Origin of the sequence: Microbacterium arabinogalactanolyticum (assembly GCF_030268005.1) — a bacterium.
GTDB classification, from domain to species: Bacteria; Actinomycetota; Actinomycetes; order Actinomycetales; family Microbacteriaceae; genus Microbacterium; species Microbacterium arabinogalactanolyticum.
Genome location: NZ_BRZC01000007.1, coordinates 126,661 through 144,258, shown reverse-complemented (window position 1 = coordinate 144,258; position 17,598 = coordinate 126,661). Strand labels below are relative to the sequence as shown.

18 protein-coding genes and 1 tRNA gene are annotated in these 17,598 nt (G+C 70.9%); 12 read left to right on the top strand and 7 right to left on the bottom strand.

Annotated features, from left to right (window positions below):
- Positions 1-3 precede the first annotated feature (3 nt).
- Positions 4-498, bottom strand: a complete 495-nt coding sequence (locus MIAR_RS12140; protein ID WP_285636188.1) for a MarR family winged helix-turn-helix transcriptional regulator — start codon at positions 496-498, stop codon at positions 4-6.
- Positions 499-505: 7 nt separating this feature from the next.
- On the bottom strand, positions 506-1,006 hold the full coding sequence (locus MIAR_RS12135; protein ID WP_285636185.1) for a GNAT family N-acetyltransferase: 501 nt from the start codon (positions 1,004-1,006) through the stop codon (positions 506-508).
- Positions 1,007-1,128: 122 nt separating this feature from the next.
- On the opposite strand from MIAR_RS12135, the gene MIAR_RS12130 reads away from it, so the two are divergent.
- The 4 genes from MIAR_RS12130 (at position 1,129) to MIAR_RS12115 (ending at position 5,243) form a co-directional block, all read left to right on the top strand.
- Positions 1,129-1,200: transfer RNA gene (locus tag MIAR_RS12130), tRNA-Gln, on the top strand.
- A 1-nt stretch (position 1,201) separates the two neighbouring features.
- Positions 1,202-2,632, top strand: coding sequence for a bifunctional UDP-N-acetylglucosamine diphosphorylase/glucosamine-1-phosphate N-acetyltransferase GlmU (glmU, locus tag MIAR_RS12125; RefSeq protein ID WP_285636182.1), 1,431 nt, complete (start codon positions 1,202-1,204; stop codon positions 2,630-2,632).
- A 9-nt stretch (positions 2,633-2,641) separates the two neighbouring features.
- Positions 2,642-3,676: a ribose-phosphate diphosphokinase gene (locus MIAR_RS12120; RefSeq protein WP_285636179.1), complete on the top strand. Its 1,035-nt coding sequence runs from the start codon at positions 2,642-2,644 to the stop codon at positions 3,674-3,676.
- A 16-nt stretch (positions 3,677-3,692) separates the two neighbouring features.
- Positions 3,693-5,243, top strand: a complete 1,551-nt coding sequence (locus MIAR_RS12115) for an FAD-dependent oxidoreductase (protein ID WP_285636176.1) — start codon at positions 3,693-3,695, stop codon at positions 5,241-5,243.
- On the opposite strand, the gene MIAR_RS12110 is transcribed toward MIAR_RS12115, so the two are convergent.
- The 4 genes from MIAR_RS12110 to MIAR_RS12095 form a co-directional block, all read right to left on the bottom strand.
- The gene (locus MIAR_RS12110) at positions 5,237-6,781 is read right to left on the bottom strand and encodes a sensor histidine kinase (RefSeq protein ID WP_285636173.1); all 1,545 of its coding nucleotides are present in this window, start codon (positions 6,779-6,781) and stop codon (positions 5,237-5,239) included. The two genes, MIAR_RS12115 and MIAR_RS12110, sit on opposite strands and share 7 nt — an antisense overlap.
- A 7-nt stretch (positions 6,782-6,788) precedes the next feature.
- Complete coding sequence (locus MIAR_RS12105; RefSeq protein ID WP_285636170.1) at positions 6,789-7,517, bottom strand: response regulator transcription factor; 729 nt, start codon at positions 7,515-7,517, stop codon at positions 6,789-6,791.
- A 116-nt stretch (positions 7,518-7,633) separates the two neighbouring features.
- Complete coding sequence (gene gndA / locus MIAR_RS12100) at positions 7,634-9,082, bottom strand: NADP-dependent phosphogluconate dehydrogenase (protein WP_285636167.1); 1,449 nt, start codon at positions 9,080-9,082, stop codon at positions 7,634-7,636.
- Between the two features lie 55 nt (positions 9,083-9,137).
- Complete coding sequence (locus tag MIAR_RS12095) at positions 9,138-10,046, bottom strand: NAD(P)-dependent oxidoreductase (protein ID WP_285636164.1); 909 nt, start codon at positions 10,044-10,046, stop codon at positions 9,138-9,140.
- Between the two features lie 98 nt (positions 10,047-10,144).
- On the opposite strand from MIAR_RS12095, the gene MIAR_RS12090 reads away from it, so the two are divergent.
- The 7 genes from MIAR_RS12090 to MIAR_RS12060 all read left to right on the top strand — a co-directional run bounded on the left by MIAR_RS12090 (position 10,145) and on the right by MIAR_RS12060 (position 16,644).
- A complete protein-coding gene (locus MIAR_RS12090; protein WP_285636161.1) occupies positions 10,145-11,203 on the top strand; it encodes a D-2-hydroxyacid dehydrogenase in 1,059 nt (352 codons plus the stop codon).
- 37 nt (positions 11,204-11,240) lie between these two features.
- Positions 11,241-12,032 carry an IclR family transcriptional regulator gene (locus MIAR_RS12085; protein WP_285636158.1) on the top strand — a complete coding sequence of 264 codons (792 nt, stop codon included), beginning with the start codon at positions 11,241-11,243 and terminating at the stop codon, positions 12,030-12,032.
- A 130-nt stretch (positions 12,033-12,162) separates the two neighbouring features.
- On the top strand, positions 12,163-13,581 hold the full coding sequence (locus MIAR_RS12080) for an MFS transporter (RefSeq protein ID WP_285636155.1): 1,419 nt from the start codon (positions 12,163-12,165) through the stop codon (positions 13,579-13,581).
- Positions 13,578-14,357 carry an SDR family oxidoreductase gene (locus MIAR_RS12075; protein ID WP_285636152.1) on the top strand — a complete coding sequence of 260 codons (780 nt, stop codon included), beginning with the start codon at positions 13,578-13,580 and terminating at the stop codon, positions 14,355-14,357. The genes MIAR_RS12080 and MIAR_RS12075 overlap by 4 nt, the downstream gene beginning before the upstream one ends.
- Positions 14,357-15,088, top strand: a complete 732-nt coding sequence (locus MIAR_RS12070; RefSeq protein ID WP_285638501.1) for a fumarylacetoacetate hydrolase family protein — start codon at positions 14,357-14,359, stop codon at positions 15,086-15,088. The genes MIAR_RS12075 and MIAR_RS12070 overlap by 1 nt, the downstream gene beginning before the upstream one ends.
- Before the next feature lie 30 nt (positions 15,089-15,118).
- Entirely contained in the window at positions 15,119-16,147 is a 1,029-nt protein-coding gene (locus MIAR_RS12065; protein WP_285636150.1) for an alcohol dehydrogenase catalytic domain-containing protein, read from the top strand.
- On the top strand, positions 16,147-16,644 hold the full coding sequence (locus MIAR_RS12060) for a gluconokinase (RefSeq protein WP_285636148.1): 498 nt from the start codon (positions 16,147-16,149) through the stop codon (positions 16,642-16,644). The genes MIAR_RS12065 and MIAR_RS12060 overlap by 1 nt, the downstream gene beginning before the upstream one ends.
- On the opposite strand, the gene MIAR_RS12055 is transcribed toward MIAR_RS12060, so the two are convergent.
- The gene (locus MIAR_RS12055; protein WP_285636144.1) at positions 16,629-16,754 is read right to left on the bottom strand and encodes a hypothetical protein; all 126 of its coding nucleotides are present in this window, start codon (positions 16,752-16,754) and stop codon (positions 16,629-16,631) included. The genes MIAR_RS12060 and MIAR_RS12055 overlap by 16 nt on opposite strands.
- Before the next feature lie 189 nt (positions 16,755-16,943).
- On the opposite strand from MIAR_RS12055, the gene MIAR_RS12050 reads away from it, so the two are divergent.
- Positions 16,944-17,558: a 50S ribosomal protein L25/general stress protein Ctc gene (locus tag MIAR_RS12050; protein WP_285636141.1), complete on the top strand. Its 615-nt coding sequence runs from the start codon at positions 16,944-16,946 to the stop codon at positions 17,556-17,558.
- Positions 17,559-17,598: the final 40 nt, after the last annotated feature.

Here is a 17,598-nt window from a genome sequence, read left to right as displayed (position 1 = left end):
CACTCATACGTCGAAGCTCAGGCTGAGCTTGCGCAGGAGACCCGCCAGCCGGTCGCGGTCCGCGCGGGGCAGCGCCTGCAGCAGCTCGGCCTCGGCATCCACGAGGCGGGTGATGGCGGCATCCACCCGCACCTTCCCGTCGTCGGTGAGGATGACCAGGATGCTGCGGCCGTCGCCGGGATCCGCCTCGCGGCGCACGAACCGTCGGCCGACGAGACGGTCGATGCGGTTGGTCATGGTGCCGCTGGTCACCAGCGTCTGCTGCAGCAGCTGCTTGGGCGAGAGCTGGAAGGGCGAGCCCGCGCGCCGCAGCGCCGAGAGCACGTCCCATTCCCAGGGCTCGATGTCGCTGCGGTGGAACACCTCGCGCCTGGCCCTGTCCAGGTGGCGGGAGAGCCGGTCCATGCGGGAGAGCACCTCGAGGGGGGAGAAGTCCAGGTCGGGACGCTGCGCGTTCCACGCGCTGACGATCCGATCGACCTCATCCACCTCGCTCATCGCACCATTATCCCGCGTGCGGCGCCGCCTCCATCCCCGCCACCGGCACCGGGGCGAGAGTCAGGAACGCGCTGTGCGGATCGGGCAGGTACCGCCCGAACGCCTCGCACTCCACGAAGCCGGCATCGGCGTACAGGGCGCGGGCGGGAGCGAAGAACGGATCGCGTCCGGTCTCGAGCGACAGCCGCCGGACGCCCCGGCTCCCGGCGTCCCCGATCAGGAAGGCGAGCATGGCGCGGCCGAAGCCCTGCCGTCGGGAGGTCGGGGCGATGCGCATCGACTTCAGCTCCTCGTGGCCGTCGTCGACCGCCGCCAGCGCACCGGTGGCGACGGGACGGCCCTCGTGGTAGCCGGCGAAGAGCCGAACGCCCGGCTCGAGCAGCCGGTCGAAGGACAGCGCGTGCTGGCTCTCCGGCGGGGCGGTGCCCTCCATCTCGGCATGGTGCGCCGCAACGAACGCCTGCAGCGCGGGGGTGGCCGTATCGACGCGCTCGATGACGATGCTCATGCCCTCATGATCGCAGGAGAGTGTTTCCGGCAGATGACGAGCGGGCCTACGGCCGCGGCCGCGCTCAGAGCGCACGGGTGAACGTGGCAGACTTGACGGGCGGTGTCCCACGGGGGCCGCGGTCCGCCGTGGTGTAATGGCAGCACGACAGCCTTTGGAGCTGTGAAGTCCAGGTTCGAGTCCTGGCGGCGGAGCATGTCGGAGAACGCACTCGCCATCATCGTCCTCGCCGCAGGGCAGGGCACCCGCATGAAGTCGCGCCTGCCCAAGGTGCTGCACGAGATCGGCGGCAGGCCGCTGGTCGGACACGTGCTGACCACCGCGCACGCGCTGGGGGCGCAGCACATCGAGGTCGTCGTGCGGCACGAGCGGGAGCAGGTCGTCGCGACGCTCGCCGAGCAGTACCCGGACGCGCGCATCGTCGATCAGGACGAGATCCCGGGCACCGGCCGCGCCGTGCAGGTCGCACTCGACGCACTCCCGGACGACTTCGACGGCGACGTGCTCGTGCTCTCCGGAGACGTGCCGCTGCTCGAGGCCGACACCCTGCAGCACCTGCTCGACGGCCACCGGGCGGCATCCGCCGCGGCGACCCTGCTGAGCGCCCATCTGGACGACCCGACCGGCTACGGCCGCGTGATCCGCGGCGCCGACGGCGCCGTCGAGCGCATCGTCGAGCAGAAGGACGCGACGGAGGCCGAGGCCGCCGTCACCGAGATCAATGCGGGCGTCTACGTCTTCCGGGTCGCGGCGCTGCGCGCCTTCCTGACGCGCATCGACCAGAACAACGCTCAGGGCGAGCTGTACCTCACCGACGTGATCGGCCTGCTGCGGGGTGCGGCCGAGCACGTCGCCGCCGAACTGGCGCCGGATGCGGCATCCACCTTCGGCGTGAACGATCGCGCTCAGCTCGCGGAGGCGGGGCGGGTGCTCAACCAGCGCATCGTGCGCCGCTGGCAGCGCGAGGGCGTGACGATCATCGACCCGGCCACCACCTGGATCGACGACGACGTCGTGCTCGCACCCGACGTGACGATCCTGCCGAACACGCAGCTCCTGCGCGCGTGCGTGGTCGCGACCGGCGCCACCATCGGCCCCGACACCACACTGGTCGACACCGAGGTCGGCGAGGACGCCGTCGTCAAGCGCACCGATGCGAACCTGGCCGTGATCGGCGCTCGCGCCACGGTGGGCCCGTTCTCGTTCCTGCGACCCGGGACCGTGCTCGGCGAGGGCGGGAAGATCGGCGCCTACGTCGAGACCAAGAACGCGCAGATCGGCGAGGGCAGCAAGGTCCCGCATCTGTCCTACGTGGGGGATGCCGTGATCGGCCGCCACGTCAACCTCGGCGCGAGCACCATCACCGCGAACTACGACGATGTGAACAAGCACCGCACCGAGATCGGGGACGAGGTGCACACCGGCTCTCACACGGTGCTCGTCGCGCCCGTTAGGCTTGGTGCAGGTGCGAAGACCGGTGCAGGTGCTGTCGTCCGCAAGGACGTCCCCGCAGGCTCGCTGGCCATGAGCGTCGCCCCTCAGCGCAACATCGAGGGGTGGGTCGAGAAGAACAGAGCAGGAACCGGCGCGGCGGATGCCGCCGCGCGGGAACGATCGGCGGAATAGGCGGCTCGGATGGGGCACAAGAAGAAGACGGTGGCACTGGATCGGGAGAACGGGGTCGCACCCGGGCTGATCGCCAAGACCAAGAAGCGACTGGTCGTCGCCGGAGGTCGCTCCCATCCCGAGCTGACGGCGGCGGTCGCCGCTGCGCTGGGTCAGGAGATGGCGCCCGTCGAGCACCGCACGTTCGCCTCGGGTGAGATCTACGCCCGCTTCGAGGTGTCGATCCGCGGCTGCGACCTCTTCATCGTGCAGTCCTTCGGCGAGCCGGTCAACGAGTGGCTCATGGAGACGCTGATCATGCTGGACGCCGCCAAGCGGGCATCCGCCAAGCGCATCACCGTCGTTGCGCCGTACTACCCGTACTCCCGCCAGGACAAGAAGGGCCGCGGTCGCGAGCCGATCAGCGCCCGCCTGGTCGCCGACATGCTCAAGGTCGCCGGCGCCGACCGCGTCATGAGCGTCGACCTGCACGCCGCGCAGATCCAGGGCTTCTTCGACGGGCCCGTCGACCACCTCTTCGCCAAGCCCGTGCTGCTGAAGCACTTCGAGGAGACCCTCACCGCCGAGGACCGCGAGACGCTCACCATCGTCTCGCCCGACATGGGCCGTGTGCGCGTCGCCGACACCTGGTCCGACAGCCTGAACGCGCCGCTGGCGATCATCCACAAGCGCCGCGACCCGAAGGTCGCGAACCAGGTCTCGGTGCACGAGATCGTCGGCACCGTGAACGACCGCACCTGCCTGCTCGTCGACGACATGATCGACACCGGCGGCACGATCGTGAAGGCCGCGCAGGCGCTGAAGGCGAACGGTGCCCGCAAGGTGATCGTCGCCGCCACGCACGCGATCTTCAGCGACCCGGCATCCGTGCGCCTGCAGGACGAGGCGATCGACCAGGTCGTCGTGACCGACACGATCCCGCTGTCGGAGTCGCGCCGCTGGGACGAGCTCGTCATCCTCCCGATCGCACCGCTGCTGGCCACGGCCATCCGCCAGGTCTTCGAGGACGGTTCGGTCACGAGTATGTTCAACGGCGCCGCCTGAGGCGCGCCGTCACGCAGTGATAACCTCCTTCACCGCACTGCGGCAGCGCGTGCTGGCGGTGCTCGGCGGCATCTCGATGTACCGCCTGGTGTTCTTCGCCTTGGTCGCGCTCGCCGTGGTGGCCCTCTGCTTCTCCTTCACCGGGCTCGTCGTTCCGAGCGCGGCGGAGATCCTGGCATCCTTCGCGGTGCTCGCGATCGTGATCTCGGCGGTCGACGCCGCGGCGCAGCGCATCCTCCGGCTGCCCTGGCGCGTCGAGTCGTCGCTGGTCACCGCGCTCATCCTGCTGTTCGTGATGCAGCCCTCGCTGACGGCCGGAGGCCTGCTGGGGAATGCGCTGGCCGGCGCTCTCGCGAGCCTGTCGAAGTACCTGATCGCGTGGCGCGGCCGGCACGTGCTGAATCCTGCGGCCTTCGGCGCGGCTGTCGTGACGGTGCTCGGTCTCGGCTCCCGCTCGTCGTGGTGGGTGGGAACACCCGTGCTCGCCGTCGCGGTGGCCGTGCTGGGCCTGCTCGTGCTGTGGCGCATCGAGAAGGTGCGCATCGTGCTGGTGTTCCTGCTGGTCGTCGTCGGCGTCTCGGTGGTGCGTCAGGCGGTGCTCGCGCAGTCAGCGGGGACCGAGGTGGTCATCGCGGATGCCGTGGCGTTCGCCCTCGTGCACACGCCGTATCTGTTCCTCGGTGCCTTCATGCTCTCCGAGCCGCTCACCCAGCCTCCGCGGCGCTGGCAGCAGTTCAGCGTCGCGGCTCTCGTGGGCGTGCTCGCCGGCTGGCCGATCTCGATCGGTGACCTGTTCACCCTGGGGCAGGAGCGCGCCCTGCTGATCGGCAACCTGCTGGCGTTCGCCTTCGCGCTGCGCGGTTCGGTGCGGCTGGTCCTGGAGAAGAGGCGGATGGTGACGCCCACGGCCCAGGAGCTGACGTTCCGCACCAAGGGGCGGCTGAGCTTCCTGCCCGGGCAGTACCTCGAGCTGGATGTGCCGCACCACCGGCCGGATGCCCGCGGCACCCGGCGCGAGTTCAGCATCGTCTCCGCCCCCGCCGATCTGCCCACGCTGCGCATCGCGTACAAGAACGGCGATCAGAAGCATCCCTCCAGCTACAAGCGCGCTCTCGCCGCGGCGGAGCCCGGTGCGGTGCTGGCGGTGACCGGGACCTGGGGCGACTTCCTGCTGCCGCGCGGAGGGGCTCCGACCCTCATGGTGGCGGCGGGCATCGGCGTCACGCCGTTCGTGTCGCAGCTGCGCCAGATGCAGTCGCTGGGCGTGCAGCGCGACGTCGTGCTCGTCTACGTGGCCTCCGAGGCGGCCGAGCTGGCGTTCCGCGACGAGCTCCAGGCCACCGGGGTGCGAGCCGTGGTCTTCACGCGCGACGAGCCGGCGGATCTGGCCGAGAACTGGACCTGGGCGCAGGGCGTGCGGCTGGATGCCGCGGGCCTGGAGCGCGTGGTGCCCGACATCGCCGCACGGCACGCTTTCATCTCGGGCCCGCCGCGCCTGATCGCCGACCTCGCGCCCGCTCTGCAGAAGGCGCGCAGTCTCACCACGGACGCCTTCGCCGGCTACTGAGCCGGGGGAGCGGGAGGCGGCGGAGGGGGGAACTCCTCGGGGACGGTCTGCTGCGGAGCGGTCTCCAGCGGCAGGCGCACGGTGAAGGTCGTGTCGCCGGGTGCGCTCGTCACGTCGATCGTCCCGCCGTGGCCCTCCACGATCGCCTTGGCGATCGCCAGCCCGAGCCCGGTGCCGCCGGTCTGACGGGCGCGGGACGCATCGCCGCGCGCGAATCGGGCGAACAGCTCGTCCCGCACCTGCGGGTCGATGCCGGGGCCGTCGTCGTGCACGCGCAGCACGGCCGTTCCGGACTCGATCGCAAGGGACAGCGTGATCGTGGTGCCCGCCGGGGTGTGCGTCCTGGCGTTGGCGAGCAGGTTCGCGAGCACCTGGTGCAGCCGTCCCGCGTCGCCCAGGAGCATGACGGGCTCCTCGGGGACGTCCAGCTCCCAGGCGTGGTCGGCCGCCGTCGGCTGCGCATCGGTGAGCGCCTCCACGGCGAGCTGGGCGAGATCGAGCTCCCTGCTCACGAGCTCGCGGCCCTCGTCCAGACGGGCCAGCAGCAGCAGATCCTCGACCAGGCGCGTCATGCGCAGCGACTGGGCCTGGATGCGCTCCAGCGCCGAGGTGGTGTTCTCCAGCGTCCGCGCGCCCTGATCGGCATCCGCCTGCTCCGCCTGCCTGATCGCCTTCAGCGACAGCTCGGAGTAGCCGCGGATGGATGCCAGGGGCGTGCGCAGTTCGTGGCTCGCGTCGGCGACGAAGCGTCTCATCCGCTCCTCGTTGCGCTGGCGCGCCGCCAGTGAGGAGTCGACGTGATCGAGCAGGGTGTTCAGTGCGGCACCCACGCGGCCCACCTCGGTGCGCGGGTCGGCCTCGTATTCGGGCACCCGCTCGGTGATGCTCACCTCGCCGCGGTCCAGGGGCTGCCCGGCCACCCGCGTGGCCGTCGCCGCCACGGCGCGGAGCGGCCGGAGCCCCATGCTGATGGTGAGGGCCGTGGTGAGCGCCAGCAGCAGCAGGCCGCCGAGGGTCGCCAGGGCGATCACTGTGAACAGCGAGCCCAGCGTGCGCTGGATGTCTACGCGAGAGAGGCCTGTCAGCACTGTCGTGCCATCGTGGGTCTGCGAGATGGTCACCAGGTAGGAGCCGCTCGAGAGCGAGACCGTGGCGCTGTCCGCATCCCGGAGAGCGCGACTGAGCTCCCGCAGCTCCGCCGAGTTCAGTGCGCGCCCACCGTCAGTCGTCACGATGACGCCGGTCGCGGCTCGGTTGGGCTGCTGCACCGCCAGCAGCAGGCCGACGGGGACGCGCTGGCCGATCAGGACGCTCTCCGCACTCAGTGGTGTGCCGGTGAGCGCGGCCACCGGCTCGGAGGCGGCGACCCACTGTTTGGTGGTGTTCGAGTAGCCTGCCAGTTGCTCGCCGAGCCGGTCCTCGAGATTCCTCCCGAGCGTGGCGCTGGTGATGATCGCGACGATGACCAGGATCAGAGAGACGAACCCGATCACCGCGGCCATCAGCCGCGCCTGCAGGCTCACCGGGCGGGTGAACATGTGCACGCTACTGCGGGGACTTGATCATGTAGCCGACGCCGCGCACGGTGTGCAGCAGAGGAGTGCGGCCGGCGTCGATCTTCTTGCGCAGGTACGAGATGTACAGCTCCACGACCGAGGACTTGCCTCCGAAGTCGTAGCTCCACACGCGGTCCAGGATCTGCGCCTTGGAGAGCACGCGTCGTTCGTTGCGCATCAGGAAGCGCAGCAGCTCGAACTCGGTGGCGGTCAGCTCGATCTCGTCGTCGCCGCGCATCACCTCGTGGCTGTCCTCGTTCAGGGACAGGTCGGCCACGCGCAGGATCGACTGCTCGTCGTCGGCGCGCCCCTGGCCGGAGCGGCGGATCACGGCGCGCAGACGCGCGATGACCTCCTCGAGGCTGAACGGCTTGGTCACGTAGTCGTCGCCACCGGCCGTCAGGCCCGCGATGCGGTCGCCGACGGAGTCCTTGGCGGTGAGGAACACCACGGGCACGAGGTTGCCGGCCTCGCGCAGCCGGCGCAGGACCCCCACGCCGTCGAGGTCGGGCATCATGACGTCCAGCACCAGGGCATCCGGCTCGAAGTCGCGGGCGACCTGCAGAGCCTCCAGGCCCGAACCGGCGGTGCGCACCTCCCAGCCCTCCATGCGCAGCGCCATCGCCAGCAGGTCGGTGAGCATGGGCTCGTCGTCGACGGCGAGGATGCGCAGCGGGGAGCCGTCCGGACGGCGCAGGTCGGGGTGCTCGTGAGTCATGCACTCATTGTGCGCGCCCACTCATCGAGAATCCATAGGGTTGGCTATGCGGATGCTGTGAGGGCCGGATGCCTGTTCGGCATCCGGCCCTCATCCAGCCCAGCGGGGCGCGGGGCTCAGTGCGTGTCCTCGGCCTCGATCTCGGTGCGGTCGCCGGACCACAGGGTGTGGAAGGTGCCCGGCTTGTCGATGCGCTTGTAGGTGTGGGCGCCGAAGAAGTCGCGCTGGCCCTGCACGAGCGCGGCCGGGAGGCGGTCGGCGCGGATGCCGTCGTAGTACGACAGCGACGACGAGAACGCGGGGGCCGGGATGCCGGCCTGCGCGGCGGCCACGACGACGCGGCGCCAGGCGGCCTGCGCGCGCGTGATGGCCTCGGCGAAGTACGGCGCGGTCATCAGCACGGGCAGGTCGGGGGTCTCGGCGTAGGCGTCGGCGATGCGGTTCAGGAACTGGGCGCGGATGATGCAGCCCGCACGCCAGATCTTCGACACGGCGCCCAGGTCGATGGTCCAGTCGTACTCGGCCGCGCCCGCTCGGATCTCGTCGAAGCCCTGCGAGTAGGCGACGATCTTCGACGCGTACAGCGCGAGGCGCACGTCCTCGATGAAGGCGTCGGCGTCTGCGACGGTGAACGTCTCGTCCGGTCCCGGGAGGGCTCCGGCGACCGCGCGCTGCTCGGGGTGGGAGGACAGCGATCGGGCGAAGGTCGCCTCGGCGATGCCGGAGACCGGGGTGCCCAGCGACAGCGCGGTCTGCACGGTCCAGGCCCCGGTGCCCTTGGCACCCGCCTGGTCGAGGATGACGTCGACGAGCGGCTGGCCGGTGGCGGCGTCCACCTGGCGCAGCACCTCGGCGGTGATCTCGATGAGGTACGACTCCAGCTCGCCCTTGTTCCACTCGGCGAAGATCTCGGCGATCTCGGCGGGGCTCTTGCCCGTGCCGCGGCGGATCAGGTCGTAGGCCTCGGCGATGAGCTGCATGTCGGCGTACTCGATGCCGTTGTGCACCATCTTGACGAAGTGGCCGGCGCCGTCGTGGCCGATGTGCGTCACGCACGGCTCGCCCTCGGCGACTGCGGCGATGGACTTCAGGATGGGGCCGAGCGTGACCCAGGACTCGTCCGAGCCGCCGGGCATGATGGACGGGCCGTTGAGCGCGCCCTCCTCGCCGCCGGAGATCCCCGCGCCCACGTAGTTGATGCCGGTGCCGCGCACCGCCTTCTCGCGGCGGATGGTGTCGGGGAAGTACGCGTTGCCGCCGTCGACGATGATGTCGCCGGGCTCGAACACCCTCACGAGCTCGTCGATCACGGCATCCGTCGGGCCGCCCGCCTTGACCATGATGATCGCGGTGCGCGGCTTCTGCAGCGACGCCGCGAACTCCTCGTACGAGAACGCCGGGATGAAACCCGCCTCGGGGTGCGCGGCGACCAGCTCGTCGGTCTTGGTGCGGGAACGGTTCAGCACCGCCACCGTGTTGCCTTCGCGGCTCGCGAGGTTGCGGGCCAGGTTCGACCCCATGACGGCGAGTCCGACGACTCCGATGTTGGCTGATGCTTCGGGCACTGAGAGCTCCTCGATCGTGGGTGCAGGTGGTTTCAGGGTATCCGCTGGGGGAGGGTCAGGACTCGCGCGTTTCGCTCGCGGGCGCACCGCGCTGCGCGGTCAGACGCCGGGTGACGGAGATGTCCCGCTCGCCGAGGCCGGCGTCGACGATCTCGTCGAACGCCGCGCGCAGCGCGGGCAGCAGTGCCGCCTGGGTTCCGGTGGCAGCGGCGATGTCGGATGCGAAGCCGAGGTCCTTCACCATGTACTTGGCCATGCCGCTCGGGGAGTCGTCGCCGCTGACCAGCTTGTCGCGCCGGGTCTCGAGCAGGCGCGAGCCCGCGTAGCCGCCGGCGAGCAGCCCCCACATCCGATCGAGGTCCAGGCCGGAGCGGTCCGCGAGCACGGTCGCCTCGCCCAGGGCCAGGATGGTGGCCGAGACCACGAGCTGGTTGCAGGCCTTCGCGACCTCGCCGGCACCGAGCGGACCGAGGTGCACCGGCGTGCCGCACGGCGCCAGCACGTCGGCGGCCAGCGCCACGTCGTCCGGGTCGTCGCCGCCCAGCATGATCGAGAGCGTTCCCGCCTTCGCGCCGTCCTCGCCGCCGGAGACCGGGCAGTCGACCACCCGCACCCGGCCGTCGGTCCGTGCGTGCAGTCGCTCGGCGAGGTCGCGCACGGCCGGCGCGGAGGAGGTCGAGCCGATCAGGATGAGCAGATCGCCGGCGCCCGCGAGAAGTCCGTCCTCGCCCTCCAGCAGCGCCTCGAGCTCGGGGAGGTCCGGCAGCAGGCTCAGCAGCACATCCACCCGCGACGCGAGGTCGCGGGGAGTGACGGACCACGTCGCCCCCGCCTCGACGAGTTCGGGCTGCGGGCGCCTGGCATGGATGACGAGCTCGCCGCGCGCGGCGAGGATCCGCTTCGCGACGGGTGCGCCCATCGAACCCAGTCCGATCATCCCGACGGTGGCAGCAGAGGTGTCCATGCGGTCATGCTAGCGAAGATCCACTCAATGGAACAGTGTTCAACGGAGTGGATTTGCGGTACGGTGGTGGCTGATGTCACCCGAGGAAGGGGATCACGATGACGCAGACCGAGGACAGGCTCCGAGTGGTCGCGGCCGTGCCGCTGGACGAGGAGCTCTGCCGGCTCATCGAGCGTATCGAACCCCGGGTGGAGATGATCAGCGATTCCGCACTGGTCCCGCCGATGCGCTGGCCCGCCGACTGGGAGGGCGACCCTGCCTTCTCGCGCACGCCGCAGCAGCAGGCCGACTACGAGGCGATGGTCGACTCGGCGGATGCCCTGTTCGGCATCCCCGACGTGTCGCCGGCGCAGCTCGCCCGCACCGTCGCCGCCAATCCGCGCCTGCGCTGGGTGATGACGACGGCGGCGGGAGGTGGCGGTCAGGTCAAGGCGGCGGGACTCGATCAGGACGCCCTGGATCGCATCGTCTTCACGACCAGTGCCGGCGTGCACGCCGGGCCGCTCGCGGAGTTCGCGGTGTTCGGGGTGCTCGCCGGTGCGAAGGGTCTGCCCCGTCTGCGCGCCGACCAGGACGCCCGTGTGTGGCCGCAGCGCTGGGAGATGCGCCAGATCGACGAGATGACCGTGCTGGTCGTGGGTCTCGGCGGCATCGGGGCGGAATGCGCACGCCGCTTCCACGCCCTGGGGGCGACGGTGTGGGGCACGACGCGCTCCGGACGCCCTGTCGACGGGGTGAGCAGGCTCATCGCGCCCGACGAGATCGCGCTGGTCGCCGGCGAGGTGGACGCGATCGTCGTGACCCTCCCCGGCACCGAGCAGACCCATCATCTGATCGGCGACGGGGTGCTCGCGGCCATCAGGCCGGGGGCGATCCTCGCCAGCGTCGGCCGGGGCACCGTGATCGACGAGCGTGCACTCCTGGCGGCGCTCGACGACGGCCGGGTCGGCTTCGCAGCGATGGACGTCTTCGAGAAGGAGCCGCTCGCGCAGGAGTCGCCGCTGTGGTCGCACCCGAACGTGCTCGTGAGCCCGCACACGGCCGCGCGCAGCTCGAAGGAGGCGGAGCGCATCGCCCGCCGCTTCGCGGAGAGCGCCGGCCGTCTCCTGGACGGCGAGCCTCTGCGCGCCACGGTCGATACAGTCGAGTTCTACTGAGTTCACGGCGCCTGTGCGGGCGTCGGGAGGGGGAAGCGTGGCAGGCGACGAGGATTCGCGTGAAGGCCGGGATCCCGCACCGGCGGTGACCCGCAGCATCCGGCTGCTGGGACTGCTGGCGCAGGCGCAGCCGCGCACGCTCACGGAGCTCGCGGGCGAGCTGGGCCTGGCCAAGTCGTCGACGGCCAATCTGTGCCTGGCGCTGGAGGCGGGCGGGATGATCCAGCGCACCTCCGCCGGCTACCGGCTGGGGCTGCGCACCGCCGAGCTGGGTGGGGCGTTCGCCGCCCAGTTCAACCAGGTGCGCGAGTTCTACAGCGTCTGCGAGTCCTCGCCCGTGCTGTCCTCGGAGCTCGTTCAGGTGGCGCTGCTGGACGGCACGGATGCCCTCTACCTGGCGCGGCACGAGGGGTCGCGCTCGCTGCGTCTCGGCACCCCGCTGGGTTCCCGCCTCCCGGCCGGGCTCTCGGGGACGGGCCGCGCCCTGCTGATGTCGATGACGGACGACGAGGTCGTCGAACTGCTCGGGGCGGATGCCGTGTTCCCCGCCCTCACCGAGCGCAGCGCCACGACGATGGCGGGTCTGCTGGATGCGCTCGCCGCAGCTCGCCGGCGCGGCTGGGCGCTGGATGCGGAGGAGTCCTTCCGCGGCATCGTCGGAGTGGCCGTTCCACTGGAGCCCTGGGCGCCGTCCGACCCTCCGCTGGCGCTGGGCGTCGCCATCCGGGCCGCCGAGGCGGACTTCGAGCGCATCGAGCGCGTCGGCGAGGCTCTGCGCGAAGCGGCGCAGGCGCTGACGAACCCGTTCAGCGCGGCTGCGCGCCGCTGAGCTCAGACCATCCGGGCGTCGCGTCGGCGACGTCGGAGTTCGTGCGTCCGTTGTGAGTCCAAAGTATTGAACATCGTCCAACAGGCTGGTAACGTCAGTGCCACGCCGATGGCGAAGCCGATCGAAGGAGATGGCAGTGACCGATTCACTCACCACGCAGCAGACCCCACCCGATGACCCCGAGTACGCGGCCAACCTGCGCCGCGCGACCCTCGCGTCCAGCATCGGCAGCGCACTGGAGTACTTCGACTTCGCGCTCTACGGGCTCTCCACAGCACTGATCTTCAACGTGCTGTTCTTCCCGCAGGGCGACCCGGCCATGGCGACGGTCGCAGCGTTCGCCACCTTCGGCGTCGGCTTCCTCGCGCGTCCGTTCGGCGGGCTGTTCTTCGGCGTGCTCGGTGACAAGATCGGCCGCAAGTGGGTCCTGGTCGTCACCATCCTGCTGATGGGCGGCGCCTCCACCGCGATCGGCCTGCTGCCCACGTACGACGCGGTCGGCCTCTGGGCGCCGATCCTGCTCGTGCTCATGCGCCTGCTGCAGGGCTTCGGCGCCGGAGCCGAGCAGGCCGGTGCGACCGTGCTGATGGCCGAGTACGCACCGGTGCGCCGCCGCGGCTTCTTCTCGGCGCTGCCCTTCATCGGCATCCAGGCCGGCACCCTGCTCGCCGCCCTCGTCTTCAGCTTCATCAGCCTGCTGCCGAAGGACGCGCTGCTCAGCTGGGGCTGGCGCGTCCCGTTCCTGGCATCGTTCGTCCTGATCCTGCTCGCGCTGTTCATCCGGATGCGCCTCCGCGAGACGCCGACGTTCATCGAGCTGGAGAAGCACGAGCAGATCGCCGACCGCCCCATCCGCGACATCTTCACTCACGGCCTGCCCGGCGTGATCGTCGGCATCGGCCTGCGCATGGCCGAGAACGGCGGCTCCTACATGTTCCAGACACTCGGGCTCGCCTTCTTCGTGTCCGTCGTCGGCGACGCCGCCGACAAGAGCCTGCTGACCTGGGGCGTGACGATCGGTTCGCTGATCGGCATGTTCTCCGTTCCGTTCGCCGGTCACCTCTCCGATCGCTTCGGACGCCGCACGATCTATCGCTTCGGCGCCGTGTTCATGCTGATCTACTGCTTCCCCGCCTGGTGGATGCTGTCGCTGGGCAACCACGTCCTCGCGATCGGCGTGATCGCGGTCGGCATCGGTGTGGCGGTGAACACCATGCTCGGCCCGCAGTGCGCGATGCTGCCCGAGCTGTTCGGCAACCGTCACCGCTACCTGGGCGTGGCGATGGCGCGCGAGATCTCGGCCGTGCTGGCCGGTGGCCTCGCGGGTGTGCTCGGCGCCTACCTCATCGCGGTCAGCGGCGGCAACTGGATCCTGCTGGGCACCTACATGGGCGTGCTCGCGCTGATCACCACCGCGTCGACGTTCCTCGCCCCCGAGACGCTGCGCCGCGACCTGACCCGCGTGGACGACGCGATCAAGGTGTCGCGTGCCGAGGCCGGCGACGACGTGTTCGCCACGACCGTCTCGATCACGGCGGTCGGACGGTGACCGCCCGCGGCGTCGCGGCCTTCGACCTGACCGGACGGACCACGCTGGTCTCCGGCTCCAGCCAGGGCATCGGCCGGGCGCTGGCCGAGGGGCTCGCCGAGGCCGGCGCCCGGGTGGTCGTGCACGGCCGCGATGCCGCGAAGGCCGCGGTGGCCGCTGCGGAGATCTCGGCGGCCACCGGGGTGGAGGCGCACAGCGTGGCGTTCGACATCACCGACGCCGCCGCCGTGGACGCCGGGATGACCGAGGTCGAATCCCTGATCGGCACCCCCGACATCCTCGTCAACAACGCCGGCATCCAGCGGCGTGCACCGATCGCCGAGTTCGCCGAGGAGGACTGGGACGCCCTCGTCGGCACCAACCTCTCCGGCGTCTTCCATCTCGCCCGCCGCACCTCCCGAGGGATGATCGAGCGCGGGTCCGGCAAGATCATCCAGATCGGCAGCGTGCAGTCGCAGCTGGCGCGTCCGTCGATCGCCGCGTACTCCGCGACGAAGGGCGCGATCGTGATGTTCACGAAGGGACTGTGTGCGGATCTCGCGCCGCACGGCATCCAGGCGAACGCGATCGCGCCCGGCTATTTCGAGACCGCGCTGACGCAGGCGCTCGTGGATGACGAGCAGTTCTCCGCATGGGTCAAGGGCCGCACCCCGGCCGGCCGCTGGGGTGACGTGCGCGACCTCGTCGGTGCCCTCGTGTTCCTGGCGAGCCCCGCCAGCGACTTCGTCAACGGGCAGACGCTGTTCGTCGACGGCGGCATGACGGCGGTGGTGTGATGCTCATCGGACGGGTGCGCACCGACGACGGCATCCGCTGGGTGCGTCCGGACGGCGTGCGGATGCAGGGCACGGAGGATCCGTTCGTTGCGCTCGCCGCGGGACGCGCTCCCGCCGACACGGAGCAGGAGGTGCACGGCGAGGTGCTTCCGCCGTGCGAGCCGGTCGTCGTGGTCGGCATCGCGCAGAACGGACCGGGGCACGCCGCCCCGGTGCAGGCCTGGCTGAAGAGCCCGCGCACCGTCATCGCATCCGGCCGGCCCGTGCGGCTTCGCAGGGACGCCGGGCAGGCCGTCGCCGAGGGGGAGATCGCCGTCGTCATCGGCCGCGACACCACCGGCCTCACCGCCGAGAACGCGCACGAGTACGTGCTGGGCGTCACCGCCGTGAACGACCTCTCCAGCCCGGACCGCGGCGAGTTCGACCCGCGCAACTTCGAGTCGAAGTCGGGGGAGGGCTACACGCCCCTCGGCCCGTGGATCGACACGGATGCCGACATCGACGACATCCCGCTCACCGTCGCGGTCGACGGCGTCGTCGTCGCCTCCACCGGTGCGGTGGAGCTGCCGGTCACCGTCCGCGAGTGCCTCGCCTACGTCGCCTCCTGGTCACCGCTCGGGCCAGGCGACGTCGTCATGACCGGTGCGCCGCACTCCCAGGCGCCGATCCGGCCCGGGGAGACCGTGACCATCACTGTCGGTGCGGTGGAGCTCCGCACCCCGTTCGGCTGACAGCCGCCGCAACCGCGAAAGGAGCATGCGATGTCGAACATCGCCGTCGTCGCGCACGCCGCAGACGATCTGCGCGTCGAGGAGATCGAGGAGCCGCGCCCTGCCCCCGACGAGGCGATCGTGGAGATCGCCTACGGCGGCATCTGCGGCTCCGACCTGCACTACTGGATGCACGGGGCGGCGGGGGCGTCCGTGCTGCGGGAGCCGATGATCCTCGGACACGAGGTGTCCGGCGTCGTCTCCGCCGCCGCGTCCGACGGGACGGGACCCGCCGTGGGCGCCCGCGTCGCCGTGCATCCGCTCACCCCGCACGACGACGGACGCACACCGTGGCCGCACGAGCATCCGAACCTCGCGCCCGCATCCACCTACCTCGGCTCGGCCATGCTGCTGCCGCACACCCAGGGAGCCTTCGCGCGCCGCGTCGCACTGCCGGCCCGCATGCTGCACGAGGTGCCCGCAGGCATGGACCTGCGCACCGCCGCACTCGCGGAGCCCGCCGCCGTCGCCTGGCACGGGGTGCACCAGGCCGGCGATGTCGCCGGTCGCACCGTCGCGGTGATCGGTGCGGGACCCATCGGTCAGCTCGTGGCGTCGGTGGCCCAGGGACTGGGCGCCTCCCGGATCACGGTGACCGACCTGCACGAGCGTCCGCGCGAGATCGCCGCCGCCCGAGGAATCGCGACGCTCGACGCACGTGACGCCGACGCGATCGCCGCGCTGCACGCCGACGTCGTGATCGAGTCCAGCGGCACGGTGCCGGGCCTCGGCGCCGGGGTGTCCGCGGCCGTGCGGGGCGGCATCGTCGTGATGCTGGGCCTGCAGCGCGCGGGCGAGGTGCCGGCGCCGATCGCCACCGCGATCACCCGCGAGCTCACGCTGCGAGGGTCGTTCCGGTTCGGCGCGGAGTTCGACGACGTCATCGAGGCCCTGGCCACAGGCCGCATCGACGTGACGGGCATCGTCAGCGACGTGATGCCCGCCGCGCATGCGCTCCCTGCGTTCGCACTCGCCGCGGACGCGTCGCGCTCCTGCAAGGTGCTGCTGGACTTCCGGTGATGCGGGTCGTCGTGATGGGGCCGAGCGGATGCGGCAAGTCCACGGTGGGCAGGGCCCTCGCCGACGCGCTCGGCGCCCGCTTCGTGGACGGCGATGATCTGCATCCGTCCGCGAACGTGGAGAAGATGGCGGCCGGCGTGCCGCTGACGGACGAGGACCGGATGCCATGGCTGGCGACGGTCGGAGCCGAGCTCGGCTCCGACGCCCGGATCGTCATCGCCTGCTCGGCGCTGCGCCGGGTCTACCGCGACGCGATCCGGGAGAGCGAACCACGGGTGCTCTTCGCCGAGCTGACGGCGTCGCGCGACGAACTCCTGCGACGCATGGGGGAGCGAGGCCCCCACTTCATGCCGGCGTCACTGCTGGACTCCCAGCTGGCGACCCTCGAGTCGCTTCAGCCGGACGAGCCAGGGGTCCGGATCGGCGGACTGGCCCCGGCCGACGCCGTGGCGGCGTCGATCGCGGGCGAACTGACGAGCGCTCAGTCCTTGCGGTAGCCCGAGCGGCCCATGGTGAACATAGCGGCGAACGCGCCGATGCCGCCGACGACGGCCATCGCGCCGATGAGCCAGAACAGGACGTGGGTGATGACTGCAGCAACGGGCATGGCACACAGCCTATCGAGGATTCGGGTACCATGGAGAAGTTCCTCGGCGAGGGATGCCGTCTCCGCGCGCGCATCCGTTATCGACGCGGTGATGTGAGCACTGATGTCTCCCTTCTTCGTGTCCGCGCTCGAGGCGCCGAAACCCACGACCACCGCACGGCCAGCCCCGTGTGCTTGAAGGAGAACATCATGTCCGACGACAACAAGGTCCACGCAGACCTCCGCACCAGCTTCGGCAAGGGCTTCGCTCGTCGCCTGCGCGCCGAGGGCAAGATCCCCGCGGTCATCTACGGCCACGGCACCGAGCCCGTTCACGTCGCGCTGCCCGGCCACCAGGTCTCGCTGATCATCCGTCGCGCCAACGCGCTGCTCGACCTCGACATCGAGGGCAAGTCGCAGCTCGCGCTGGTCAAGGACGTGCAGAAGGACCCGGTGCGCCAGATCATCGAGCACATCGACCTGCTGGTCGTCAAGAAGGGCGAGAAGGTCTCGATCGACCTCCCCGTCGTCCTGGTGGGCGAGTCGTTCGCGGGCACCATCGCCAACCTCGACGCCACGACCCTCGCGGTCGAGGCCGAGGCCACGCACATCCCCGAGCACGTCGAGGTCTCGGTCGAGGGCCTCGAGGAGGGCGCGCACATCACCGCCGCCGACGTGAAGCTCCCCAAGGGCGTCTCGCTGGTCGCCGACCCGGAGACCCTGGTCGTCGCGATCTCGGTGCCGGCTGCGCCCGCCGAGGAGGAGGCTCCGGCTGAGGAGGCCGCCGCTGAGGAGGCTCCGGCCGAGGAGGCCGCCGCGGAGTGATCCGCTGATGTATTCGAAGGGGGCGCGAGCGATCGCGCCC

Bases quoted from the DNA above. Each gene is read 5' to 3' on its own strand.
- MIAR_RS12120 (WP_285636179.1), top strand. From the start codon at position 2,642: ATGGGGCACAAGAAGAAGACGGTGGCACTGGATCGGGAGAACGGGGTC.
- MIAR_RS12135 (WP_285636185.1), bottom strand. From the start codon at position 1,006: ATGAGCATCGTCATCGAGCGCGTCGATACGGCCACCCCCGCGCTGCAG.
- MIAR_RS12080 (WP_285636155.1), top strand. From the start codon at position 12,163: ATGGCAGTGACCGATTCACTCACCACGCAGCAGACCCCACCCGATGAC.
- MIAR_RS12110 (WP_285636173.1), bottom strand. From the start codon at position 6,781: ATGTTCACCCGCCCGGTGAGCCTGCAGGCGCGGCTGATGGCCGCGGTG.
- MIAR_RS12050 (WP_285636141.1), top strand. From the start codon at position 16,944: ATGTCCGACGACAACAAGGTCCACGCAGACCTCCGCACCAGCTTCGGC.
- MIAR_RS12140 (WP_285636188.1), bottom strand. From the start codon at position 498: ATGAGCGAGGTGGATGAGGTCGATCGGATCGTCAGCGCGTGGAACGCG.
- MIAR_RS12095 (WP_285636164.1), bottom strand. From the start codon at position 10,046: ATGGACACCTCTGCTGCCACCGTCGGGATGATCGGACTGGGTTCGATG.
- MIAR_RS12070 (WP_285638501.1), top strand. From the start codon at position 14,357: ATGCTCATCGGACGGGTGCGCACCGACGACGGCATCCGCTGGGTGCGT.
- glmU (WP_285636182.1), top strand. From the start codon at position 1,202: ATGTCGGAGAACGCACTCGCCATCATCGTCCTCGCCGCAGGGCAGGGC.
- MIAR_RS12060 (WP_285636148.1), top strand. From the start codon at position 16,147: ATGCGGGTCGTCGTGATGGGGCCGAGCGGATGCGGCAAGTCCACGGTG.
- MIAR_RS12090 (WP_285636161.1), top strand. From the start codon at position 10,145: ATGACGCAGACCGAGGACAGGCTCCGAGTGGTCGCGGCCGTGCCGCTG.
- MIAR_RS12105 (WP_285636170.1), bottom strand. From the start codon at position 7,517: ATGACTCACGAGCACCCCGACCTGCGCCGTCCGGACGGCTCCCCGCTG.
- MIAR_RS12055 (WP_285636144.1), bottom strand. From the start codon at position 16,754: ATGCCCGTTGCTGCAGTCATCACCCACGTCCTGTTCTGGCTCATCGGC.
- MIAR_RS12065 (WP_285636150.1), top strand. From the start codon at position 15,119: ATGTCGAACATCGCCGTCGTCGCGCACGCCGCAGACGATCTGCGCGTC.